The organism is Acinetobacter sp. ANC 5054 (assembly GCF_002135295.1).
In the GTDB taxonomy this organism is placed as follows: Bacteria; Pseudomonadota; Gammaproteobacteria; order Pseudomonadales; family Moraxellaceae; genus Acinetobacter.
The window spans coordinates 36,936-58,449 of record NZ_NEGG01000002.1 but is presented as its reverse complement, the minus strand read 5'-3'; the positions used below and the strand labels follow the sequence as shown (position 1 = coordinate 58,449).

General features: G+C 42.3%; 19 protein-coding genes and 1 pseudogene. 11 read left to right on the top strand and 9 right to left on the bottom strand.

Annotated elements, in window-relative coordinates; genetic code table 11:
• Nucleotides 1–159: 159 nt before the first annotated feature.
• Genes B9T33_RS02575 through B9T33_RS02555 form a run of 5 tightly spaced genes read right to left on the bottom strand, consistent with a single transcriptional unit; the run spans nt 160 to nt 6,686 of the window.
• Complete coding sequence (locus B9T33_RS02575; protein WP_086177399.1) at nt 160–1,059, bottom strand: hydroxymethylglutaryl-CoA lyase; 900 nt, start codon at nt 1,057–1,059, stop codon at nt 160–162.
• Nucleotides 1,056–3,050 (bottom strand): acetyl/propionyl/methylcrotonyl-CoA carboxylase subunit alpha, encoded by a 1,995-nt coding sequence (locus tag B9T33_RS02570; protein ID WP_086177398.1) that lies wholly within the window; start codon nt 3,048–3,050, stop codon nt 1,056–1,058. The genes B9T33_RS02575 and B9T33_RS02570 overlap by 4 nt, the downstream gene beginning before the upstream one ends.
• 19 nt (nt 3,051–3,069) lie before the next feature.
• On the bottom strand, nt 3,070–3,864 hold the full coding sequence (locus B9T33_RS02565) for an enoyl-CoA hydratase/isomerase family protein (protein WP_086177397.1): 795 nt from the start codon (nt 3,862–3,864) through the stop codon (nt 3,070–3,072).
• A 12-nt stretch (nt 3,865–3,876) separates the two neighbouring features.
• Nucleotides 3,877–5,478 carry a carboxyl transferase domain-containing protein gene (locus B9T33_RS02560; RefSeq protein ID WP_086177396.1) on the bottom strand — a complete coding sequence of 534 codons (1,602 nt, stop codon included), beginning with the start codon at nt 5,476–5,478 and terminating at the stop codon, nt 3,877–3,879.
• 35 nt (nt 5,479–5,513) lie between these two features.
• Nucleotides 5,514–6,686: an isovaleryl-CoA dehydrogenase gene (locus B9T33_RS02555; protein WP_086177395.1), complete on the bottom strand. Its 1,173-nt coding sequence runs from the start codon at nt 6,684–6,686 to the stop codon at nt 5,514–5,516.
• A gap of 145 nt (nt 6,687–6,831) precedes the next feature.
• Here B9T33_RS02555 and B9T33_RS02550 point away from each other — a divergent pair, with 145 nt between their 5' ends.
• From B9T33_RS02550 to B9T33_RS16555, 3 genes and pseudogenes are all read left to right on the top strand, one after another.
• Nucleotides 6,832–7,467 carry a TetR/AcrR family transcriptional regulator gene (locus B9T33_RS02550; protein ID WP_086177394.1) on the top strand — a complete coding sequence of 212 codons (636 nt, stop codon included), beginning with the start codon at nt 6,832–6,834 and terminating at the stop codon, nt 7,465–7,467.
• A gap of 97 nt (nt 7,468–7,564) precedes the next feature.
• On the top strand, nt 7,565–9,253 hold the full coding sequence (locus tag B9T33_RS02545) for an AMP-binding protein (protein ID WP_086177393.1): 1,689 nt from the start codon (nt 7,565–7,567) through the stop codon (nt 9,251–9,253).
• Nucleotides 9,254–9,395: 142 nt separating this feature from the next.
• A pseudogene (locus B9T33_RS16555) lies at nt 9,396–9,898 on the top strand (transposase); the annotation flags it as partial.
• A 137-nt stretch (nt 9,899–10,035) separates the two neighbouring features.
• Here the strand turns inward: B9T33_RS16555 and B9T33_RS02540 are convergent.
• The 3 genes from B9T33_RS02540 to B9T33_RS02530 form a co-directional block, all read right to left on the bottom strand.
• Complete coding sequence (locus B9T33_RS02540) at nt 10,036–10,683, bottom strand: CoA transferase subunit B (RefSeq protein ID WP_086177392.1); 648 nt, start codon at nt 10,681–10,683, stop codon at nt 10,036–10,038.
• Nucleotides 10,684–10,686: 3 nt separating this feature from the next.
• Complete coding sequence (locus B9T33_RS02535; protein ID WP_086177391.1) at nt 10,687–11,388, bottom strand: CoA transferase subunit A; 702 nt, start codon at nt 11,386–11,388, stop codon at nt 10,687–10,689.
• Nucleotides 11,389–11,589: 201 nt separating this feature from the next.
• Nucleotides 11,590–12,471, bottom strand: a complete 882-nt coding sequence (locus tag B9T33_RS02530; protein ID WP_086177390.1) for a LysR family transcriptional regulator — start codon at nt 12,469–12,471, stop codon at nt 11,590–11,592.
• A 345-nt stretch (nt 12,472–12,816) separates the two neighbouring features.
• On the opposite strand from B9T33_RS02530, the gene B9T33_RS02525 reads away from it, so the two are divergent.
• From B9T33_RS02525 to B9T33_RS02495, 7 genes are all read left to right on the top strand, one after another.
• On the top strand, nt 12,817–13,803 hold the full coding sequence (locus tag B9T33_RS02525; RefSeq protein ID WP_086177389.1) for a quinone oxidoreductase family protein: 987 nt from the start codon (nt 12,817–12,819) through the stop codon (nt 13,801–13,803).
• Between the two features lie 18 nt (nt 13,804–13,821).
• Nucleotides 13,822–14,670 carry a TauD/TfdA dioxygenase family protein gene (locus B9T33_RS02520; protein ID WP_086177388.1) on the top strand — a complete coding sequence of 283 codons (849 nt, stop codon included), beginning with the start codon at nt 13,822–13,824 and terminating at the stop codon, nt 14,668–14,670.
• 57 nt (nt 14,671–14,727) lie between these two features.
• The gene (locus tag B9T33_RS02515; protein ID WP_086177387.1) at nt 14,728–15,777 is read left to right on the top strand and encodes a 3-keto-5-aminohexanoate cleavage protein; all 1,050 of its coding nucleotides are present in this window, start codon (nt 14,728–14,730) and stop codon (nt 15,775–15,777) included.
• 119 nt (nt 15,778–15,896) lie between these two features.
• A complete protein-coding gene (locus tag B9T33_RS02510; RefSeq protein WP_086177386.1) occupies nt 15,897–17,243 on the top strand; it encodes an MFS transporter in 1,347 nt (448 codons plus the stop codon).
• On the top strand, nt 17,240–17,893 hold the full coding sequence (locus tag B9T33_RS02505; RefSeq protein ID WP_086177385.1) for a DsbA family oxidoreductase: 654 nt from the start codon (nt 17,240–17,242) through the stop codon (nt 17,891–17,893). The genes B9T33_RS02510 and B9T33_RS02505 overlap by 4 nt, the downstream gene beginning before the upstream one ends.
• Nucleotides 17,890–18,213 carry a Rieske (2Fe-2S) protein gene (locus B9T33_RS02500; RefSeq protein ID WP_086177384.1) on the top strand — a complete coding sequence of 108 codons (324 nt, stop codon included), beginning with the start codon at nt 17,890–17,892 and terminating at the stop codon, nt 18,211–18,213. The genes B9T33_RS02505 and B9T33_RS02500 overlap by 4 nt, the downstream gene beginning before the upstream one ends.
• Nucleotides 18,210–19,238 (top strand): YeiH family protein, encoded by a 1,029-nt coding sequence (locus B9T33_RS02495; RefSeq protein ID WP_416202577.1) that lies wholly within the window; start codon nt 18,210–18,212, stop codon nt 19,236–19,238. The genes B9T33_RS02500 and B9T33_RS02495 overlap by 4 nt, the downstream gene beginning before the upstream one ends.
• Before the next feature lie 374 nt (nt 19,239–19,612).
• Here the strand turns inward: B9T33_RS02495 and B9T33_RS02490 are convergent, their stop codons facing one another.
• A complete protein-coding gene (locus B9T33_RS02490) occupies nt 19,613–20,623 on the bottom strand; it encodes an AraC family transcriptional regulator (protein ID WP_086177383.1) in 1,011 nt (336 codons plus the stop codon).
• 296 nt (nt 20,624–20,919) lie between these two features.
• Between B9T33_RS02490 and B9T33_RS02485 the strand changes: the two genes are divergently transcribed.
• Nucleotides 20,920–21,513 (top strand): RBBP9/YdeN family alpha/beta hydrolase, encoded by a 594-nt coding sequence (locus B9T33_RS02485; RefSeq protein ID WP_086177382.1) that lies wholly within the window; start codon nt 20,920–20,922, stop codon nt 21,511–21,513.
• The last annotated feature ends 1 nt before the right edge of the window (nt 21,514 follow it).

The following is a 21,514-nucleotide window of genomic DNA, read 5'->3' as shown; positions in this document are numbered from 1 at the left end:
GTGTAGGGTTATCCATTCGAAAATTATATTGCTGAATAAGCCTTTATCGACAAGTTTGTACAACAAAACCTCTTACAGATCTCTTTTAGCTTAGAGATCTGCTGATTTTTATCATGTAGGGCTTGATGAATATCATTCGAGTAAATCTTTTGTTATGTGTTAAGCATTTTTTTGCCAATAGGCATTGGCATAATTGGAAGGATTATTGCGCTGTAAAACATCACTGATATTACGGCTGGTCTGCATTAACGCGTCCAATTGAATGCCAGTTTCAAAGCCCATATTAGAAAGCAGGTAATACAGGTCTTCCGTCGAGACATTACCTGAAGCACCTTTGGCATAAGGACAACCACCGAGACCGGCAATTGATGAATCAAAGACTCGGATACCTTGCAACAGCGACTGGTAAATATTGGCGATAGCCATGCCATAGGTATTATGAAAATGTCCAGCTAGCACTTTGGCATCGATTTCTGACAGGCAGGCATCCCAGACTTTTTTCACCCGATTCGGTGTTGCGGTACCAATGGTTTCACCCAAAGACACTTCATAACAACCCATATCCAGTAAACGCTGCGTAACTTTAACCACTTGCTTCGGATTAATCGCGCCTTCATAAGGGCAGTCCACCATGCAGGACACGTAGCCGCGAACCCGAATATCATTAGCTTTGGCAGCTGCCATTACATCTGAAAATTTCTCAAGGCTTTCATCAATCGAGCAGTTGATGTTCTTGCGGGTAAAGCTTTCGGAAGCTGCTGTAAAAACCGCAACCTCTTTGCAACCTACGGCCAAAGCCGCTTCAAAACCCTTTAGGTTCGGCGTGAGCAAACTGAACTGAATATTTGGGGCTTTGGGTAAGCTGGCAAACAGTACATCGCTGTCTGCCATTTGTGGAACCCATTTCGCCGAAACACAGGAGCCGACTTCAATCGCTTGTAGGCCAGTTTTCATCAGATCAAGAATTAGATTTTTACGATTATCCAGTGTCAAAGGTGTTTTTTCGTTTTGCAGGCCATCGCGTGGCCCGACTTCTACAATTTTAACGAAATCAGTCATGCAACTTCCTCCGTCAGTGGCTTGAACTCCACCAGCTCATCGCCAGCCTTGACCTGATCGCCTTTCTGGAAGTATGAGCTTGCAATGATGCCGTCATGCGGTGCACGAATCGAATATTCGATTTTCATGGCTTCCAAAGTCATTAGTACATCGTCTTTTTTGACTTTATCATTGGCTGCCACAAGTACTTGCGTGATCACACCAGGCATTGGCGCAGTCAGGTTATTTGCAGTACTTTGTTCATCCTGACTATTAAAATTAGATTTTAGATAATCAAATTTATACGTTTGACCATTGTGGAATAGGGTAATGCCATGTTCGGTTTGGCTAAAGGCCAATTTTTGCTGTTTACACGCCATTTGTAGCGCTAAGGTGTGTGCATCAATCAACTGGCCTTGAAGCTGAATCTGCTGACCATTGTAGTTGGCCACAAAACCTTGATCTTGTGTGCTGAACTGAACTTTTAGAGTGATGTCATTGTGTTGTAATTGTACTGTATATGCATTTTGCTGATTCAGGCGCCAGAATGGTTTCTGCTGCCAGACTGGATTAGTCGGAACAGGATTTTGTGCTTGGCGTGACAGCAGTTCAATCAGTGCAGCACTGGCAACTAACTCAGCACTGAGTTCAATCAAAGGCTTGAGTAAAAAATCCTCTTCACGCTGAATCAGGCCCGTATCTAATTGTGCATTTTTAAAAGAGTCACACAGCACTAGGCGATCTAGAAATGCAATGTTATTTCCTAAGCCATCAACATGAAACTGGCCAAGTGCATGATGCATTTGGGTTAAAGCAGCTTCACGGTTTTTGCCCCAGACGATCAGTTTGGCAATCATCGGATCATAATAGGTGCTGATTTCATCACCTTCGACAATGCCGCTATCAACACGTACACAGTCATTTTGCTCTGGATAGTGCAAATAACTGATCTGACCGATTGCTGGAATAAAGCCTTTTTCAGGTTCTTCGGCATAGACACGCGCTTCAAGTGCATGACCGTAAATCTGTAATTCGTGTTGTTGCTTCGGCAAGGGCTCACCGTAGGCGACACGTAATTGCCATTCCACCAGATCCTGACCAGTAATCATTTCAGTGACCGGATGTTCTACCTGCAAACGGGTATTCATTTCCATGAAATAAGCCGTACCATCCTGTTCAACGATGAACTCCACTGTACCAGCACCCACATAGTGGACTGCACGTGCAGCATCGATTGCAGCCTGACGCATGGCTTCAAGTTTATGTTCTTGCATTTTTGGTGCAGGAGCTTCTTCTAGCACTTTCTGGTGACGGCGTTGCACCGAACAATCACGCTCGAACAGATGCACATAATTGCCGTGAGTGTCTCCGAAAACCTGTACTTCAATATGACGCGGTTGAAGTACATAGCGTTCAATCAGTACATCTTCATTACCAAAACTTGAACGTGCTTCGCTCTTACATGAAGTAAGCAGGCTAAGGAAATCCTCACTGCGTTCTACCAGACGCATGCCTTTACCGCCACCACCAGCACTGGCTTTGATCAGTACTGGATAGCCAATATTATCTGCCTGTTGTTTCAGGAAGTCGGCATCCTGATTGGTGCCATGATAACCCGGAGTTAATGGCACACCAGCTTTTTCCATTAAGGCTTTAGAAGTCGCTTTCAAACCCATCGCCAGAATGGCATCCACTGGCGGACCAATGAAGACAATATTGTTATCCTGACAGGCGAGGGCAAATTGATCATTTTCAGACAAGAAGCCATAACCAGGGTGGATCGCCTGAGCACCGGTGCTTTTGGCGGCCTGAATGATACGTTCAATTTGTAAGTAGCTTTGTGCTGCGGGTGATTCACCGATATAGATCGCTTCATCAGCCAATTTGACATGCTGTGCTTGAGCATCGGCATCGGAATAGACTGCAACGGTGGCGATGCCTAACTTTTTCGCTGTACGAATCACACGGCACGCAATTTCACCACGGTTGGCAATTAAAATCTTTTCAAACATCGTACGATCCTTCTTGTTGTTATGCTGTGGTCCTGATCCAGACCGGGATTTGTTTGTTTAAAAATGCATTCAGTCCATTTTTTGCTTCATCACCCTGACGAACATGGGCAATATGCTGTGCTGTTTTAAGCAGGAGATCTTCGGTCAGGACTTGCTGATCGACCAGTTGAATGAGCTGTTTTGATGCGTTTTGTGCCTCAGGACCACCAAGTAATAGTGCTTCAACTATCTCATCAATTTTGCAGTCGAGCTGTTCCAGTGTAGCGACCTCATGCGCAAGTCCAATCGTTTTAGCTTGTTCCGCAGAAATACGCTCTGCAGTTAGGAAATAACGTGACGCCTGACGCGCACCAATCGCACGAATTACATACGGGCTGATGGTCGAAGGGGCTAGCCCTAAGCGTACTTCTGAAGTGGCAAACTTGGCATCTGTACTGGCTACGCAAATATCACAGGCAGATGCCAGACCCATGCCACCGCCAAAGGCAATTCCTTGAACCCGAGCAATCGTCGGCTGCTTCAACGTCGCTAAACTTTGCAACATTTTTGCAAGTTTTAAGGCATCGGCTTCGTTGTCTGCTTGTGAAGCGAGCCCCGCCTGTTTCATCCAGTTCAGGTCAGCACCAGCAGAGAAATTTTTGCCTCGTCCCGCCAGAATTACAACACGTACATCATCACGCTCATTTAAAGATTGAAAGCAGGCATGTAGCTCTTCAATCACATGGGTATTAAAAGCATTGTGCATTTCAGCGCGGTTAATCCAGACTGTTGCTACCTGATTTTTCTGTTCGAGTTGTAAAAATTGATATGTCATTTTTGTCACCTCTTACATGCGGAACACGCCGAATTTGGTTGGTTGAATTGGTGCATTCAGCGCTGCAGCCAAGCTCAAACCCAATACTTCACGCGATTGTATCGGGTCAATCACACCGTCATCCCATAAACGTGCAGATGCATAATAAGGATGGCCTTGACGTTCATACTGATCACGAATCGGTTGCTTAAATTGGTCTTCTTCTTCAGCAGACCAAGTGCCACCTTTTTGCTCAATTTGATCACGCTTCAAGGTAGACAATACGCTAGATGCCTGTTCACCACCCATGACTGAAATACGCGAGTTTGGCCAAGTCCACATAAAGCGCGGCGAGTAGGCGCGACCACACATACCATAGTTGCCGGCACCGAAAGAACCGCCAATTACCAAAGTCAGTTTCGGAACATTGGCTGTCGCTACTGCCATTACCAACTTGGCACCATTTTTGGCAATACCTTCATTCTCATACTGGCGACCAACCATAAAACCGGTAATGTTTTGAAGGAAAATCAGCGGAATATTGCGCTGGGTACACAGTTCAATAAAATGAGCGCCTTTTTGTGCCGACTCTGAAAATAGAATCCCGTTATTGGCAATAATCCCGACAGACATACCATAGAGTTTGGCAAAGCCAGTGACTAATGTCGTGCCGTAACGAGCCTTGAACTCATCAAAACGTGAACCATCGACAATACGGGCAATCACTTCACGGATATCAAAAGGCTTACGTGTATCACTGGGCACAATGCCATACAGCTCTGAACTATCAAAACGCGGTGCTTCGATATCATCCGCAGTTTTGTTCGGTTTTTTATTTAAATTGGCCACAATATTGCGCGCAATCGCGATGGCATGTTCATCATTTTCTGCTAAATGATCGGCCACACCAGAGAGGCGGGTATGGACATCACCACCACCTAGATCTTCACTAGAAACGACTTCACCTGTTGCGGCTTTGACCAAAGGAGGGCCACCTAGGAAAATAGTGCCCTGATTACGGACAATAATAGTTTCATCAGACATTGCAGGCACATAAGCACCACCAGCAGTACAACTACCCATCACCACGGCAATTTGGGCAATGCCTTGACTTGACATACGTGCCTGATTGTAGAAGATACGACCAAAGTGATCGCGATCTGGGAAAACTTCATCCTGTAAAGGCAGGTAAGCACCCCCAGAATCCACCAGATAAATACATGGCAGATGATTCTGTTCAGCAATTTCCTGAGCACGCAAATGCTTTTTTACAGTGAGGGGATAATAGGTTCCGCCTTTAACTGTGGCATCATTGGCTAAAATCATGCAGGTCACACCATTGACCTGTCCTACACCCGCAATAACGCTGGCCGCAGGTACATCATCCTGATAAACCTGATAGGCAGCGAGCTGACCAATTTCCAGAAAAGCAGTCCCTGGATCAATCAGGTGGTTAATCCGCTCACGTGGTAACAGTTTGCCGCGATCCAAATGTTTCTGGCGAGCAGTTTCTCCACCACCAAGTGCAATTTTTTCGACTTTCTGTTTAAGGTCATCGACTAGGTGCAGCATGGCATTTTGATTGATCTTAAATTCTTCACTACGAATATTGATCTTGCTCTGTAACTGATTCATGACGAACATCCTTGTTTTATTCTGATTATTAAGATTTAGGCTGTTTCATTGAAAAGTTCACGGCCAATCAGCATACGGCGGATTTCTGAAGTACCGGCACCAATTTCATAGAGTTTGGCATCACGCCATAGACGGCCAGCAGAAAATTCGTTGATATAACCATTGCCCCCAAAGGCCTGAATGGTTTCACCTGCCATCCATGTAGCTTTTTCAGCGGCATATAAAATGGCACTGGCCGCATCTTTACGCAGGCTACGTTTATGATCGGCCTTATCACATTCAGCACCAACCGCATATACCAGTGCTTTACATGCAAGCCAAGTTGAGTACATGTCAGCGATTTTTCCTTGCATCAGTTGGAATTCACCGAGTGCCTGACCAAACTGTTTACGGTCGTGAATATAGGGAATCACGGTATCCATGCAGGCATCCATGATGCCGAGTGGACCAGCACTTAAAACCGCACGTTCATAGTCCAAGCCGCTCATGAGCACTTTAGTACCGTTGCCAACTCCACCGAGTACGTTTTCCTTTGGTACCTCAACATTGTCAAAAAACAATGGATAGGTATTGGAACCACGCATGCCCAGTTTGTCCAAATGGGTGCCGTGACTGAACCCCGGCATATTTTTTTCAACTAGGAAAGCGGTCATGCCTTTGGCACCAGCATGTAAATCGGTTTTGGCATAGACCACCAGTACATCCGCATCGCCACCATTGGTGATCCACATTTTTGAACCATTCAACAGGTAATGATCGCCTTTGTCTTCGGCTTTCAGCTTCATGCTGACGACATCTGAGCCAGCATTTGGTTCTGACATCGCGAGTGCACCCACATATTCACCAGAAATTAGTTTAGGCAGATAGCGCTGCTTTTGTGCTTCATTTCCATTTCGATTAATTTGATTTACACATAGGTTAGAATGTGCGCCATAGGACAAACCAATGGATGCTGAAGCCCGGGAAATCTCTTGCATGGCAATAATGTGCGCCAGATAACCCAAATTCGTGCCGCCATATTCTTCACTGACCGTTAAACCGAGCAACCCCATATCACCAAATTTTTTCCAGAGATGAGCTGGGAACTCGTTGTCACGGTCAACCTGTTGAGCAATAGGGGCAACTTCCTTGGCGCAAAAAGCAGCCACTGAATCACGAAGCGCAATAAGAGTTTCATCCAAACCGAAATCCAAGCTTTGCAAATTCATTCTTCTTCCATCCTGAGGTTATATTTGTTGTGTCCAAAAGCATTTTTGTTGTGCTTGTTTTTAAACATACAACGAAAATTTAAAAAAGTGAACTATAATTCACAAAATGATTTAGAATTCATTTTATCTTGTTGAGAATAATTTTATGAGTTATAAAAGATCGTCACTGATGCGGGAACGAATGGAACAAAATCGCTTGTCGATTTTACAGTCTGCTCGTGAACTGATTACTCAAGGGGGCTTTAAGGAGGCATCGATTCAGGCGATTGCAGAACGTTCAGGTGTTTCTACAGGGCTGGTATATCGATATTTCGAAAACAAAAACCAGATTTTGATTGAGGTTTTATCCGCAGCGATTCAGCATGAAGTCGGAATTTTGAACCATATTGCTGGGTCAGATTTGTCACCAAAACTGAAATTACAAAAATCTGTTACAACTTTTGTGAAGCGTGCCATGAACAGCCCCCAATTGGCGTATTCACTCATGTTTGAACCAGTTGATCCGGAAATGGAACATGAGCGTTTTCGCAGTAAACAGTTGCTCAAACAAAGCTTTAAGGAAATTTTGGCAGAAGGGAAGGTGAACGGAGAGTTCGAATTTGAAGATTTAAATACTGCCGCTTTAGGCGTGGTAGGTGCCATGACCTTTGTGGTAATTGAACCTTTGAATCCGTCCCGTAATGTCATGTTTGATCAGAAGTATAAGGATCACTTTGTCACACAGATTGCCAATTTTTGTGTTAACGCAGTACGTCGACAGGAGGTAAATTCAGAAGCATAAGCACACAAAAATAGGCATATAGATAAGGTCGTCGTGGTTTTAAAACAATTAGTAAAGTTGAAAATCAGAATTACAAAGAATCAAGGAGATCGATTCAATGACACAAGCACGGTTAAGCTATGCCTATGGAACCAGCAGTCAACCTTTATTGGGCATGACGATTGGCGAAAAATTTGATCAGGCTTGCGAGCAGTATGCAGATCGCGATGCAGTCGTCAGTATTCATCAGAATATACGCTTGAGTTATCAGCAGTTACAGGAACAAGTCAATGCCTTTGCTTGTCAGCTGCTTAAACTGGGTATGAAAAAAGGTGACCGTCTGGCGATCTGGTCGCCGAACTGTGTGGAATGGACCATTACGCAGTTTGCAGCTTTTAAGGCGGGTATTATTCTGGTCAACCTGAATCCAGCTTATAAAAGTAATGAGCTAGAATATGTCCTGAACAAGGTGTCCTGTAAGGGGCTGGTGATTGCATCACAGTTTAAGACCACAGACTATCAGGAAATTCTGACCAAAATTGCCCCTGAGCTGAAGCAGTCTGAAAGCAAATTATTAAAAGCAGAACGGCTGCCACATTTAAAGCATGTTATTAAAATTGATGACCAGCAGCATAATGGCATCCATTGTTTTCAGGATTTACTGACCCCGCCAGATGCTAAAGCACTGGAAATACTGCAACAGATCTCCAGTGAATTGCAGTTCGATGAAACCATCAATATCCAGTTTACTTCGGGGACGACTGGTAATCCTAAAGGGACCATGCTGACCCATAACAATATTTTGAATAATGGTTATTTTGTTGGAGAAGCTATTCATTTAACTCCTGAAGACCGTGTCTGTATTTCCGTACCATTGTTCCACTGCTTTGGTATGGTGATGGGTAATCTGGCGTGTATTAGCCATGGTTCAGCCATGATTTATCCTTCAGCTGTGTTTAATCCGCTTGAAACCTTGAAAGCCATTCAGCTAGAAAAATGTACAGCAGCTTATGGTGTACCAACCATGTTTATTGCCGTGTTGGAACATGAACAGTTTGATGAATTTGATCTATCAAGCTTGCGTACAGGCATTATGGCGGGTAGCCCATGCCCACAGGAAATTATGCAACGTGTGATTGAACGTATGCATATGACTGAAATTACCATCTGTTATGGTATGACGGAAACTGCTCCAGTGAGTGCTCAAAGTTCTACTGAAGACAGTGTAGAGCAACGTGTCAGTACCGTTGGTCAGGTTCATCCGCATCTGGAAGTTAAAATTGTCGATGAAAATGGTATGGTCGTTCCACGTGGCCAATTGGGTGAACTCTGTGTGCGTGGATATTCCGTGATGCTTGGTTATTGGGAAGATCAGGATAAAACTCAGGAAGTGATTGACGCAGCACGCTGGATGCATACTGGTGATATCGCACAAATGGACGATGAAGGCTTTATTAAAATCAAGGGCCGCATAAAGGATGTGGTGATTCGTGGTGGTGAAAACCTATTCCCGAAAGAAATTGAAGATTTCCTATATACCCATCCGGCAGTTTCAGATGTGCAGGTGGTTGGTGTGCCAGACCAACGTTATGGTGAAGAACTCTGTGCCTGTATCATTCTGCATGAAAATGATCCGTGTACCGAAGAGGAAATCCGTCAGTATTGTACTGAGCATATTTCACACAATAAAGTGCCACGCTACGTGCGCTTCTTCTATGAATTCCCGATGACGGCATCAGGCAAGGCTCAGAAGTTCAAATTACGTGAAGTGATGCGTGAAAAGTTGAATTTAAAAGAGATTGCCTAAATGATGAGACCGTATTTGATCAGATGATCTGGCGGCATGTTTGTCACAGTTTCAGTGTATGTCATGGATGCCATACACTGAAACATGGGTTTTTGGTTACTTTGTTGAGTCAAAAGTAATCTTTTATCTATGTAAGTATTTGTTACATATTGATATATTTTTAGAACCTGTACAAATGCGGGAGAGCTGTGCCGTTTCAGTGAATACGTAAAAAACGTCAGTGATCTACAGCTTCTTAGTGATTTATTAAATCAAAGTTCACCTGTTGAGCGAATTGAGTCTGTTTATATAGATAGGGTGTATGGCGCAAAACGATGTCGTCAGGTCATTGTATATCGGCAAGCAGATGTAGTGATTCCATCTAGAAATACAGCGAGACCTAGAAAAGATACAAAAGTTCTTTTCATGAGAGAAATGAATTTTTGATAACAGTCAAACGCTAAGGAAGAGCATTTGGGAAAAAGTGGTTAGGCTCTCAGCAACGCAGTTTGCTCAAAACAAAAATGCATTGCATCAAACTGTACGAGGCAGCGTTTTTCAGGTGATAAAATATCAACTATGAATTTTTCAAGTCAGTTCCACGAGATACATGTGAGGATTGCAGTTCTGAATAAATTTACAGAATTAGGCAGACCTGACACTTAAGTTGCATCCTAAATTTAGTCAATTAGGGAAACTCTATCTTTCAGTTCTTTATGCAACAAAGTACATTGATACTCATTTCAAAAGCCCTTTAGATAATAATGTCGGGTTTAAGAAATCAATATAAAATATCCGCAGCTTTAAGCAACCTGAATATTTGTCGTTATTAGCGTTACACCTGTCGCTTTTTGAATTTGTTCCAAACTTACATCTGTAGCAAGTTCAATAAGTTCAATACCAGCATCGGTAATATCTAAAACGCCTAGGTCTGTGATCACTCTGCTGACCACACCTTTGCCAGTTAATGGAAGCGTACACTGTTTTAGAATTTTCGGACTGCCATCTTTGGCGGTATGTTCCATCAGAACAACAATCTTTTGTACGCCTGCAACCAAATCCATTGCACCGCCCATACCTTTGACTTTTTTACCGGGAATCATCCAGTTGGCTAAATCACCGCTTACTGAAACCTCCATTGCGCCTAAAATTGCCACATTGACATGACCGCCGCGAATCATGGCAAATGATTCAGAGCTAGAAAAAAAGGCAGCACCTGAACGTGCAGTTACTGTTTGTTTGCCTGCATTAATTAAATCTGCATCAACTGTTTCTTGAGTCGGAAATTCTCCAATACCCAATAAGCCATTTTCAGATTGCAGCCAGACATTAATGTCTTCAGGAATATAATTAGCGACTAGCGTTGGCAGGCCAATACCTAAATTGACATAAAAACCATCTTCAAGTTCTTGAGCAGTGCGTTGCGCCATTTGATTACGTGTCCAAGCCATGATTTATGCCTCCACTTTCAGTGTCATTTGTTCAATATGTTTATTTGGGGTGGCATTGAGCACTAAGCGATTGACGTATATGCCTGGTAAATGAATCTCATCAGGGTCTAGCTCACCAATTTCGACAATCTGTTCAACTTCAACAATTGTGATTTTGCCAGCCATGGCACATTCTGGATTAAAGTTTCTTGCGGTTTTTCTAAATACTAAATTTCCAGCTGTGTCTGCTTTATAGGCCTTCACCAAGGCAATGTCTGTGATGATGCTCGGTTCTAAAATATAATCTTTACCGTTAAAGTTACGGACTTCTTTACCTTCTGCAATTAAAGTACCGACTCCAGTTTGAGTATAAAATGCAGGAATACCTGCTCCACCTGAACGGAGTTTTTCAGCTAAGGTGCCTTGCGGTGTTAATTCGACCTCAAGCTCACCTGTTAAAAACTGACGCTCAAACTCTTTATTTTCACCGACATAAGAAGCAATCATTTTCTTAATTTGCTTACTGCTTAAAAGCTTTCCTAAGCCAATACCATCAGTACCCGCATTGTTTGAAATACAAGTTAAGCCTTTAACCTGTGTTTCCTTTAAAGCATCAATTAGCATTTCGGGAATGCCACATAAACCAAAACCACCGACAGCAATACTTTGATGATCTTTGACAATATCGGCTAATGCTTTTTCTGCTGTTGCAAAGACTTTATTCATTCCATGAATCCATTTTTTTATTGATGTCTTATAACTAACACTTACAGTTGATTTTTAGAAATTGATATTTTTTAAGGTGTAATGAAAAAAACTAAACAATCGTTCAATGCGCATATTTACTGCAATGCTCAGGATACGACTTGAAATACTGAAATTATTAAGTGCATGAGAAGTAAAGCCACTCAGACAAAAGAAAAAAAATCAACGATAATAACTAGTGATCATGTCGAGAAATTGAGCCGATATATTCGACAGTTGCAGATCTTTTTTATACAAGATACCAAAATCTAAAGTGATCTCTGCATCGGAAATCTGCAACACAATATTTTGATCGGATTGAATCATCTTTTCAAAGCGATTTGGAATCACGCTAACACCCAAACCTGACGCGACAAAGTGTGCTAATGAACTAATTTGATGGCATTCAAGTTTTAAATCTAAGGTCATACCATGTTCCATCGCTTTTGTTTCAACGATCTGCCGGATGATAGATGGACTTTGTAAAGTAATAAAAGGGTATGACAGCAACTGCTTCCATGTGACTTGTGCATGTTCGGCCAACGGGTGATGCTTGGGTACAAGTGCAAAAAAGGTTTCTTGGAACAAACACTGAAAATTAAGCTGATTAATATTATCTGGTTTAAAGCAAATCCCTATTTCAAATACGCCTTCTTGGATTTTTTCAATAATTTTTTCATTGGGTACATCATGGATGGAAAAATGAATATTGGGATATTGTGTGGAAAATTCATGCAATATTTCGGGTAATACAGAATGTGTCGCAAAAGGCATTGAGGCAATATTTAAAGTGCCGCGCTGTAATTTAAAGCGCTGTTTAAGATCTTTTTCCATGTCGTCCCAATTGGCCAAAAGTTTTTTGGCATAAGGGATGAGAGATTCACCCTCGGGTGTAATTTCCACACGGCGGGTATTTCGTTTAAATAATTTTCCACCTAGTTCTTCTTCTAAGGTTTTGATGGTGATACTGAGTGCAGATTGACTAATACATAGCTCATCAGATGCATGGGCATAATTTAAGCTGCGTGCCAAGATTAAAAAAGCTTTTAATTGTTTAAGAGTCATGTGCTTCTCTCAGTGTTTATTTGCTTATTGAGTGAAATATATCGTTTTAATATTTCATGGATTATTACATCCATTTGGCATGATTTATAGACATTTTTGTCTTTCAGATACATCTATAGATCAATATTTACAGTGAAAATTTTAAAAATATTAAAGTTTTAAATAATTGAAATTTATAAAATAAAAAACTAAATCTTTATTTTTAAATTAGATATCTGAATTTATCAAATAATGGTGTCGCAAAATGCTAAGTCGATGTCGTGATATGTAAAGTGGTCTGTCTTCTGTGTGATGTAGTTTTGCTAAATCGTTTATGGCATGAAATAAAAACAGCAGGGATAGAAGATGAGCAGCAATCAAGCAGTACGCTTTAATGAAGTCGGCGCACCAGATGTCATGTACCTAGAAGAAATTGAAGTCGGTGAGCCAGCAGCAGGTCAGGTTCGTGTACGCCATGTTGCAGTGGGTCTGAATTATGCAGATACCTACTTTCGTGATGGAACGTACAAGATTCCGCTGCCAAATGGGATGGGCGTAGAAGCTTCAGGTGTTGTCGATGCAGTCGGTGAAGGCGTGACCAATGTTCAAGTGGGCGATAAAGTTACCTATACAGGTTTCATCAATACATTGGGCGCATACAGTACAGCTCGACTGGTTGATGCCAACGTATTGATCAAATTGCCAGAAGGCATTTCTTGTGAAACGGCAGCAGCAATGACCATGCGCGGCTTAACCTCAGCCTATTTAATGCGCCGCATATATGACTTTAAAAAAGGCGACACCATTTTATTGCATGCAGCAGCAGGCGGTGTAGGTCTGATTGTTTCTCAATGGGCAAAACTGCTTGGTTTAACCGTCATTGGTACAACTTCATCGGAAGAGAAAGCTGCGATTGCCCGCGCACATGGCTGTGATCACGTGATTAATTATAGCCATGAAAATGTCGCAGAGCGTGTACGTGAACTCACCGATGGTGCAGGTGTGCATGTGGTATTTGACAGTGTTGGAAAAGACACCTTTATGTCGTCATTAGATTCACTGAAACGCCGTGGTTTGTTGGTTTGTGTAGGTACGGCTTCAGGTCCAATTCCAGATTTCAATCCTGTTTTGTTGGCAATGAAAGGTTCACTCTTTATCACACGTCCTGCGTTGGCAGACTACATTGCAGATCCTGCGGAAAAACAGGCTTTGGCAGATGAAATCTTTGAGCATGTCAGCAGTGGCCGTATCAAAATCGAAATTAATCAGCGTTATGAACTCAAGGAAGCAGTTCAGGCACATCGCGATTTAGAAGCACGTAAAACCACAGGATCATCCATTTTTGTGATTTGAATTTGAAAAGGATTTCATATGCAAGTTGAACAATTAAGCTGTCATATTGGTGCCGAACTCAAAGGTATCAATATTGCGGATGCGATTCAGGATGATGGCTTATTCACTGAAATTCGTAGCCATTTACTCAAGCATCGGGTTTTATTTTTAAGAGACCAAAATATTAGCCGTGCAGAGCATGTGGCATTTGCAGAGCGTTTTGGTCAATTGGAAGATCATCCTGCTGTTGGTAGTCATCCAGATCATCCCGGCTTGGTGCAGATTTATAAAAGTCCAGATAGCCCAATTGACCGTTATGAAAATGCATGGCATAGCGATGCAAGCTGGCGAAAAGTCCCACCGATGGGTTGCGTACTACGCTGTATTGAGTGTCCAACTGTTGGTGGCGATACTATGTGGACCAATATGGTCATGGCTTATGCAAACTTACCTGAACATATTAAAGAACAAATTGCAGATCTGCGTGCTTATCACAGCATTGAAGCAAGTTTTGGTGCAGCGATGCCAATCGAAAAGCGTTTGGCATTAAAAGCACAGTTTCCAGATGCGGAACATCCTATTGTGCGTACACACCCTGAATCGGGTGAGAAAATTTTGTATGTGAATGCCTTCACCACACATATCAGTAATTTTCATACCAAAGAACATGTGCGTTATGGGCAGGATGCCAATCCGGGGGCATCTGAGTTGCTACGCTATCTGATTACTCAGGCCTATATCCCGGAGTATCAGGTGCGCTGGCGTTGGCAGCCAAACAGCATTGCCATTTGGGATAATCGCAGCACACAGCATTATGCGGTGATGGATTATCCAGCTTGCCATCGCAAAATGGAGCGAGCAGGCATTATTGGTGATGCCACTTACTAAGTAGTACCGCATTACTTTTCATTTATTTAACGATTTAAAATATATAAGGAGATGCACATGCAATTCTTTGATGATTCTTTGCACCCAGAAAACATGGAAAAAGTGGTGATTACTGTTGCGCCTTATGGCCCTGAGTGGATGCCTGAAGATTTTCCTGAAGACATTCCTGTGACGATGGAAGAGCAAATTCAAAAAGCAGTAGAATGCTATGAGGCGGGTGCATCGGTTTTGCATTTGCATGTACGTGAACTCGATGGCAAAGGCTCGAAGCGTTTATCAAAATTTAATGAGCTGATTGCAGGTGTACGTAAAGCTGTACCTGACATGATTATTCAGGTCGGTGGTTCTATTTCGTTTGCACCTGAAACTGAGGGTGAGGCTGCACTTTGGCTGAGTGATGATACACGTCATAAACTCGCTGAACTTGATCCAAAACCAGATCAAGTGACCGTTGCAGTAAATACCACGCAAATGAATATTATGGAGCTTTTATATCCTGAATATTTGAAAGGCACATCTTTAGAACATCCAGCGATTCAAGCCGCTTATGCAGAAATGACTGTTCCTGCAGGTCCAGAATGGCTGATTGAACATCTTAAGCGCTTAAGCGTAAATGGTATTCAGCCACATTTCCAGCTTACAGGCATGCACGGTTTAGAAACCTTAGAACGTCTTGTACGCAAAGGATTATATAAAGGTCCAATGAACATTACTTGGATTGGTATAGGCGGTGGTTTTGATGGCCCGAATCCATTTAACTTCTTTAATTTTGTACACCGCGTTCCAGACGGCTGCACCTTAACCTCTGAGTCTTTGCTAAAAAATGTATTGCCTTTAAATACCATTTCAATGGCGATGGGCTTGCATGCACGTGTGGGTAATGAAGATACGATCATTGATCATAAAGGTGAGCGTTTCTCTTCAGTTGAGCAAATTAAGCAAACTGTTCGTATTGCGCATGAGCTTGGCCGTGAAGTTGCAAATGGTAAAGAAGCACGCGAAATCTACCGTATTGGTGTGCAATACGGCACGATTGAAGAAACCTTATTGGCTAATGGCATGGCACCAAACCGCAAGCCGGGTCAAAAAGGTGTACCTCAGCGTTAAGCCAACCTCAGACTTGAGTGAGACGGATTTTTGAACTCAAGTCAAAACTGAAGAGCGCACAAAATTAAATCGCCGTTCTTCAGTTTCAAATACACCAATTAAAATACAAGGAGGTTGTTATGGGTGCACATGAGTATTCTGCTCCAGCAACTGGTATCGATACGTCTATTGGTATTCCACGCCGTTATGCTTGGATTGTTTTTGCCTTGACCTTTGGTCTGCTAATTTCAGACTACATGTCACGTCAGGTCTTAAACGCCGTTTTCCCGTTGATTAAAAATGAATGGACATTAACAGATAGTCAGCTCGGTTTATTGAGCGGTATTGTCGCTTTGATGGTCGGTTTATTAACATTGCCATTATCTATTTTGGCTGACAAATTCGGTAAAGTGAAAAGCTTAACCCTCATGGCTGTACTATGGAGCTTGGCAACATTAGGTTGTGCGATTGCAGAAAGTTATGAGCATATGCTGATAGCCCGCTTTCTTGTCGGTGTAGGCGAAGCGGCTTATGGCAGTGTGGGTATTGCCGTAGTTGTGGCAGTTTTTCCACGGGATATGCGAGCGACTTTAGCCAGTTCATTTATGGCAGGTGGTGTTTTCGGCTCATTTCTAGGTATGGCACTTGGCGGTGTACTTGCTCAGCATTTTGGCTGGCGCTGGGCATTTGGCGGGATGGCGATATTTGGTTTGATTTTGGCGACTTTATATCCGATTTTAGTCAAAGAAAAGAAAATCGGAACAATTCCAAAAGAAGAATTGGCTACACAGAAAAAAGAAACGCAGAAGAATCATTTAAGAACCATCTATTCAAGTCGTTCAGTGATTGCGACCTATATTGCCAGTGGTCTACAGCTGTTTGTTGGCGGCTCAGTCATCGTTTGGTTCCCAAGCTATTTAAATCGCTATTATGGCATGGCAACAGATAAAGCCGGGGTGCTAGCAGCGGTCATCGTGTTAAGTAGTGCAGTCGGCACAATTTTATGCGGTATGTTGTGCGACCGCTTAGGTAAGGATCGTCCAGATCGTAAAGTGACCTTAGCCATTATCTATTGTTTATTGGGCTGCATTTTATTATCCATCGCTTTTGCATTGCCTACAGGAACTGCTCAATTGGTGATGATTGCGCTTGGTATGTTTATGGCTTTAGGAACCAATGGACCCTCAAGTGCAATGGTTGCCAATTTAACTCACAACGCTGTGCATAGTACTGCTTTTGCCACTTTAACCTTAGCCAATAATTTTCTTGGTTTAGCTTTAGGGCCTTTGGTTATTGGAAAATTATCCGATGTCATAGGTTTGCATAATGCATTTCAGATCATGCCTGTGGTGAGTATTTTATCTGCAGCAGTGTTCTTTTATGCAAAAAGACATTATTTAAAAGATGTCACACGGTTTAATTTGCAGGTGGCATCAGAACAACTTGCAGCACGTCACTCATCATCAGAAGCAGGTGAACATAAATGAAATCAAAGATTGATATTGACGTATATTTTGATTTTATTTGCCCTTGGTGCTTAATTGGCAAACGTCAGCTACAGCTTGCTATCGATAAGTTGAAACGAATGCATCCAAAAGTAGATGTGAATATCAAATGGTACGGCGTTCAGTTACTTCCAGCAATGCCTATAGATGGAATTCCATTTAAGGCTTTTTATTTACAACGCTTAGGTAGCTCTATGGCTGTGCGTCTTCGACAAGAACAAGTTCGTCAAGCCGCAAAGGTTGTCGGGGTTGATATTGATTTTGAACGCATACCACGCATGCCTAATACCGCGAAAGCACATAGCTTATTGAGTAATGCGTTGAAGTTAGCAGATGCTAAGCGGCATGATTTACTGCTTGAGGGAATTTTTTCGGCTTACTTTCATCATTCTGAAAATATTTCAGATGCTTCAACTTTAGAAAAAATCGCAACCTATTGTGGTTATGAAGCAGGAGCGATTAAAGCGATTTTAGATTCACCGAATGTTCCTTTTGTTTCGGCAAGCACCGGAGGTAAGGGAGTTCCATATTTTGTATTTGATGGAACTTTTGCACTTGCTGGAGCACAGCCTGCAACGATGTTGTATCAGGTCATGCTGGAATCACTTGAGGCAAAGGAGGTTGAAGTATGACTCTCTATTTCGAAGTACCCCAAGACAAAATTCCGAGCGCAGGTCAGCGAAGCTATTTAAAAATCGGTGAGCAAACATTCATATTATTTAATGTAGATCGCCATTTATATGCCATAGAAGACCAATGTCCACATCAGGGTGCATCTTTCTTCAGCGGAAAATTAGATGGCTGCACGATTCAGTGCCCAGCGCATGGATTACGCTTTAATTTAACTGATGGCTGTATGGTCAATTCAGCACTGCTGAAACTGAAGACCTGTGCCATAGAACACAAAGATGAACGCGTATTCATTGTACTTGAGAGTGAGGTGCAAGTATGACTCAAGCAGAACAGATTGAAGTGAATTCATCCGTTAGTTTAGGACAGCGCATTCGGGAACTTGTGCCAGGCTTTTCAGTCAGTTTGGTGGTTGCCGCCGCAGCTACATTTTTGTCAGAGCATTATACAGCGCCAGTCATGTTGTTTGCCTTGCTACTTGGCATGGGACTAAGTTTTTTAGCCACAGAAGGACGATGCAAAGCTGGCATTGAATTCACAGCACGGACGGTGATGCGTCTTGGTATAGCATTACTTGGTATGCGGATCACTTTGGATCAGATGACCGCTTTGGGCTGGCAGCCTATTGCTTTGGTGATCACTCTCATCATTGTGACTATTTCTGCTTCAATGATTGCGGCGAAATATATGGGCTTTCAGCGTTTATTTGGTATGTTAACTGGCGGCGCAACAGCAATTTGCGGTGCATCGGCAGCTTTAGCCTTGTCCGTTGCTTTGCCCAATCATCCACAAAAAGAAAAAGCGACTTTATTTACGATTATTGGTGTATCTGCACTGTCTACGCTGGCCATGATTGTTTATCCGATGATTGCCAAATGGCTGGCCTTGTCACCACAAGAAGCAGGTATTTTCTTGGGCGCAACGATTCATGACGTGGCGCAAGTGGTCGGAGCAGGCTACAGCATGTCTGCTGAAACGGGTGATACTGCAACCGTAGTGAAGTTGATGCGTGTTGCGATGTTATTACCTGTTATTGTCTGTGCTGTGATGATCACACGTATGCAAGGTGTCGAAAGTACAGGAAAACGTCCACCGCTTTTACCTTGGTTTGCAGTCTGCTTTTTATTGCTCGCATGTATTAATAGTACAGGTTGGGTGCCGGTCATGGGACAAAGCGGTATGAATGAACTATCGCGCTGGTGTTTAGTGATTGCCATTAGTGCGCTAGGCATGAAAACGCAATTAAAAGAGTTGGCGACTGTGGGTATAAAACCGATTATTTTGATGGTCGGGGAAAGCATATTCTTGGTGTTATTGGTGCTGACTGTAATGCATTTTCTTTTTTAAAAAGACGTATTTTCAGTGCATTCATGAATGCGGTGTTAAATAAAAAAGCCTTTGGGAAAAAAGGCTTTTTTATTGGGCCGTCAGCAGATTTTTATAACCAATGATCAAGCTAAATAGATCCTTATTTATGCTTCATTAGACTTCTTTCATAAGTCAATTTTTAATCAATACTTCATTCACAAAAAATATTCTCTCATTTACAAGGATGAGCATTATTACGCACAAGAGGAAGAGAATTAATATGAAAAATTTCCCTCATCCTCTTGCGAAGCATGCCCCTCATCCTAGAAGAAGGAACTTTCAGAATTAATCTTGCTACGAATGAATGATCATTTTTTGAGTATGAAAGACATCTATTATTTAGAAGTTTGTATTTAATGGCCGATGTGATTGTTGCGCCAAGTCGTTGGAGAAATACCAAACTGACTGATAAACCAACGGGTAAATGAGCTTGGCATTGAGTAACCCAAAATATCAGAAACTTGACCCAATGAGTAATTGAGGTTTTTTAAATATCTGAAGACTAAGGTTTTTCGTACTTCATTAATTAAGATACTAAAACTGGTTTCAGCCGCTTCTAAACGACGTTGTAAAGTTCTGACATTTATGCCATGGGTTATGGCAACTTGGTCGATGGTTGCACGTCCCATTGGTAAAAGCAGATAAATACTTTTGCGGATATCAAAAATGATCGATGATTCATTTTCATTTTGCAGAATATCAATATCTAAGTAGCGCTGAGCATGATTTGCCATCCCTTTGTCTGCATGCGGATTAGCTTTATCTAATTCAGCAGTCGTACAGACTATACCATTGAATTCACTGCCAAATTCTAAGGAGCAGCCGAATATGCGTTGATGAACACTCAGATCACGTGGTGCTTCATGAGTAAAATGCACAGCCAGAGGACGCCATTTTTGTGACAGTAAAGCTGCGCAAAAACGGTGGGTAATACCAACAGCGAGTTCAATTGCCTGACGACTATACTGAATTGAACCTGCAATAACCTCTACACGGATAATAACCGTACCATCAATTTCTTCGATGTGCATTTCTAATGCACTGTTAATCACATTGCGATATCGGACAATGGTCTGTAAAGCATCACGTAAGGTGTGCTGATAACTGAGCAATAAACTCAATTCGCCAAAGTCTGCAAGCTGCCGCTGTTCCGCCATGAGTAAGCCAAAAGTATCGCAGTGGCTATTTAAGGCAGACAGTTCAAGCAATTGAATTGCTTTATCAACAGAGATTCGCTGTTTACTGTCTTTGAGTTGCGCAGGGTATATGCCTGCATCAGACAGTAAATGGTAAGGATTCAGATTAAATTGCTGACTGATATCCATATAGTTTTTCAGGACAGCAGTATGGGCTAGTGGAACCACTGAGCATCTCCCTTTCTTATTTGAACCTTCCTGGTCAGACTTCAGTTATAGCGAAATTAAGCGCTGACGAAAAGTAGAGAAAGGTATATAGCGAAAGCATGCCATTGGTGGAGCAGGTTTAGAACGCAGTATTTCTGCAAAACTTATTGAAATCTATGAAATCGATTTCGAGTTTTTGTCGTCAAATGAAAAGCCTGTGACGTCTCAAGTCAACTGCATAATTAAGCAGCAATTTATTGTGAATATGAAAGCTATACCAACTCGTTCTGATTAAACAGCTTGCTTAGGGTGTATTTATGGCAAAACTATTCACAAATTCAACAGTACTGATTATCCCCGGTTTACGTGATCACGTAGAGGAACATTGGCAAACACATTTATCCACTAAATTGCAAAAAGTACGAACGGTTGAACCAGCAGAAACAAATAAGTTGAACTGTGCGAATCGCGTGGCACGTATAGAAGCCGAGTTAAAGAAAATACAGGGACCTGTCATTTTGGTTGCACATAGCGCAGGTGTGCTCATGACCGTTCATTGGGCATTTAAACATCAGGCGAATATCCAAGGTGCATTATTGGTGGCTCCGCCAGACTTGTCACAAAAGTGGCCAGAAAATTATCCAAGTTCAGAATCATTACGTGAAGAAGGTTGGGACCCATTACCGCAAGAAAAGCTGTCTTTTCCGAGCATCGTCGTGGCAAGTACCAATGATCATCTCGCGAGTTTCGAATCTGTGGCCTATTTGGCAGCTTTATGGGGCAGTGATTTGGTCAATGCAGGCGCGGTAGGACATTTAAACCCTGCATCTGGTTATGGTGACTGGCCTTTGGCGGAAGAGTTAATTCTAAAACTCGATCAAAGTTATAGAGACAGCATGCAATCTGCTTAGC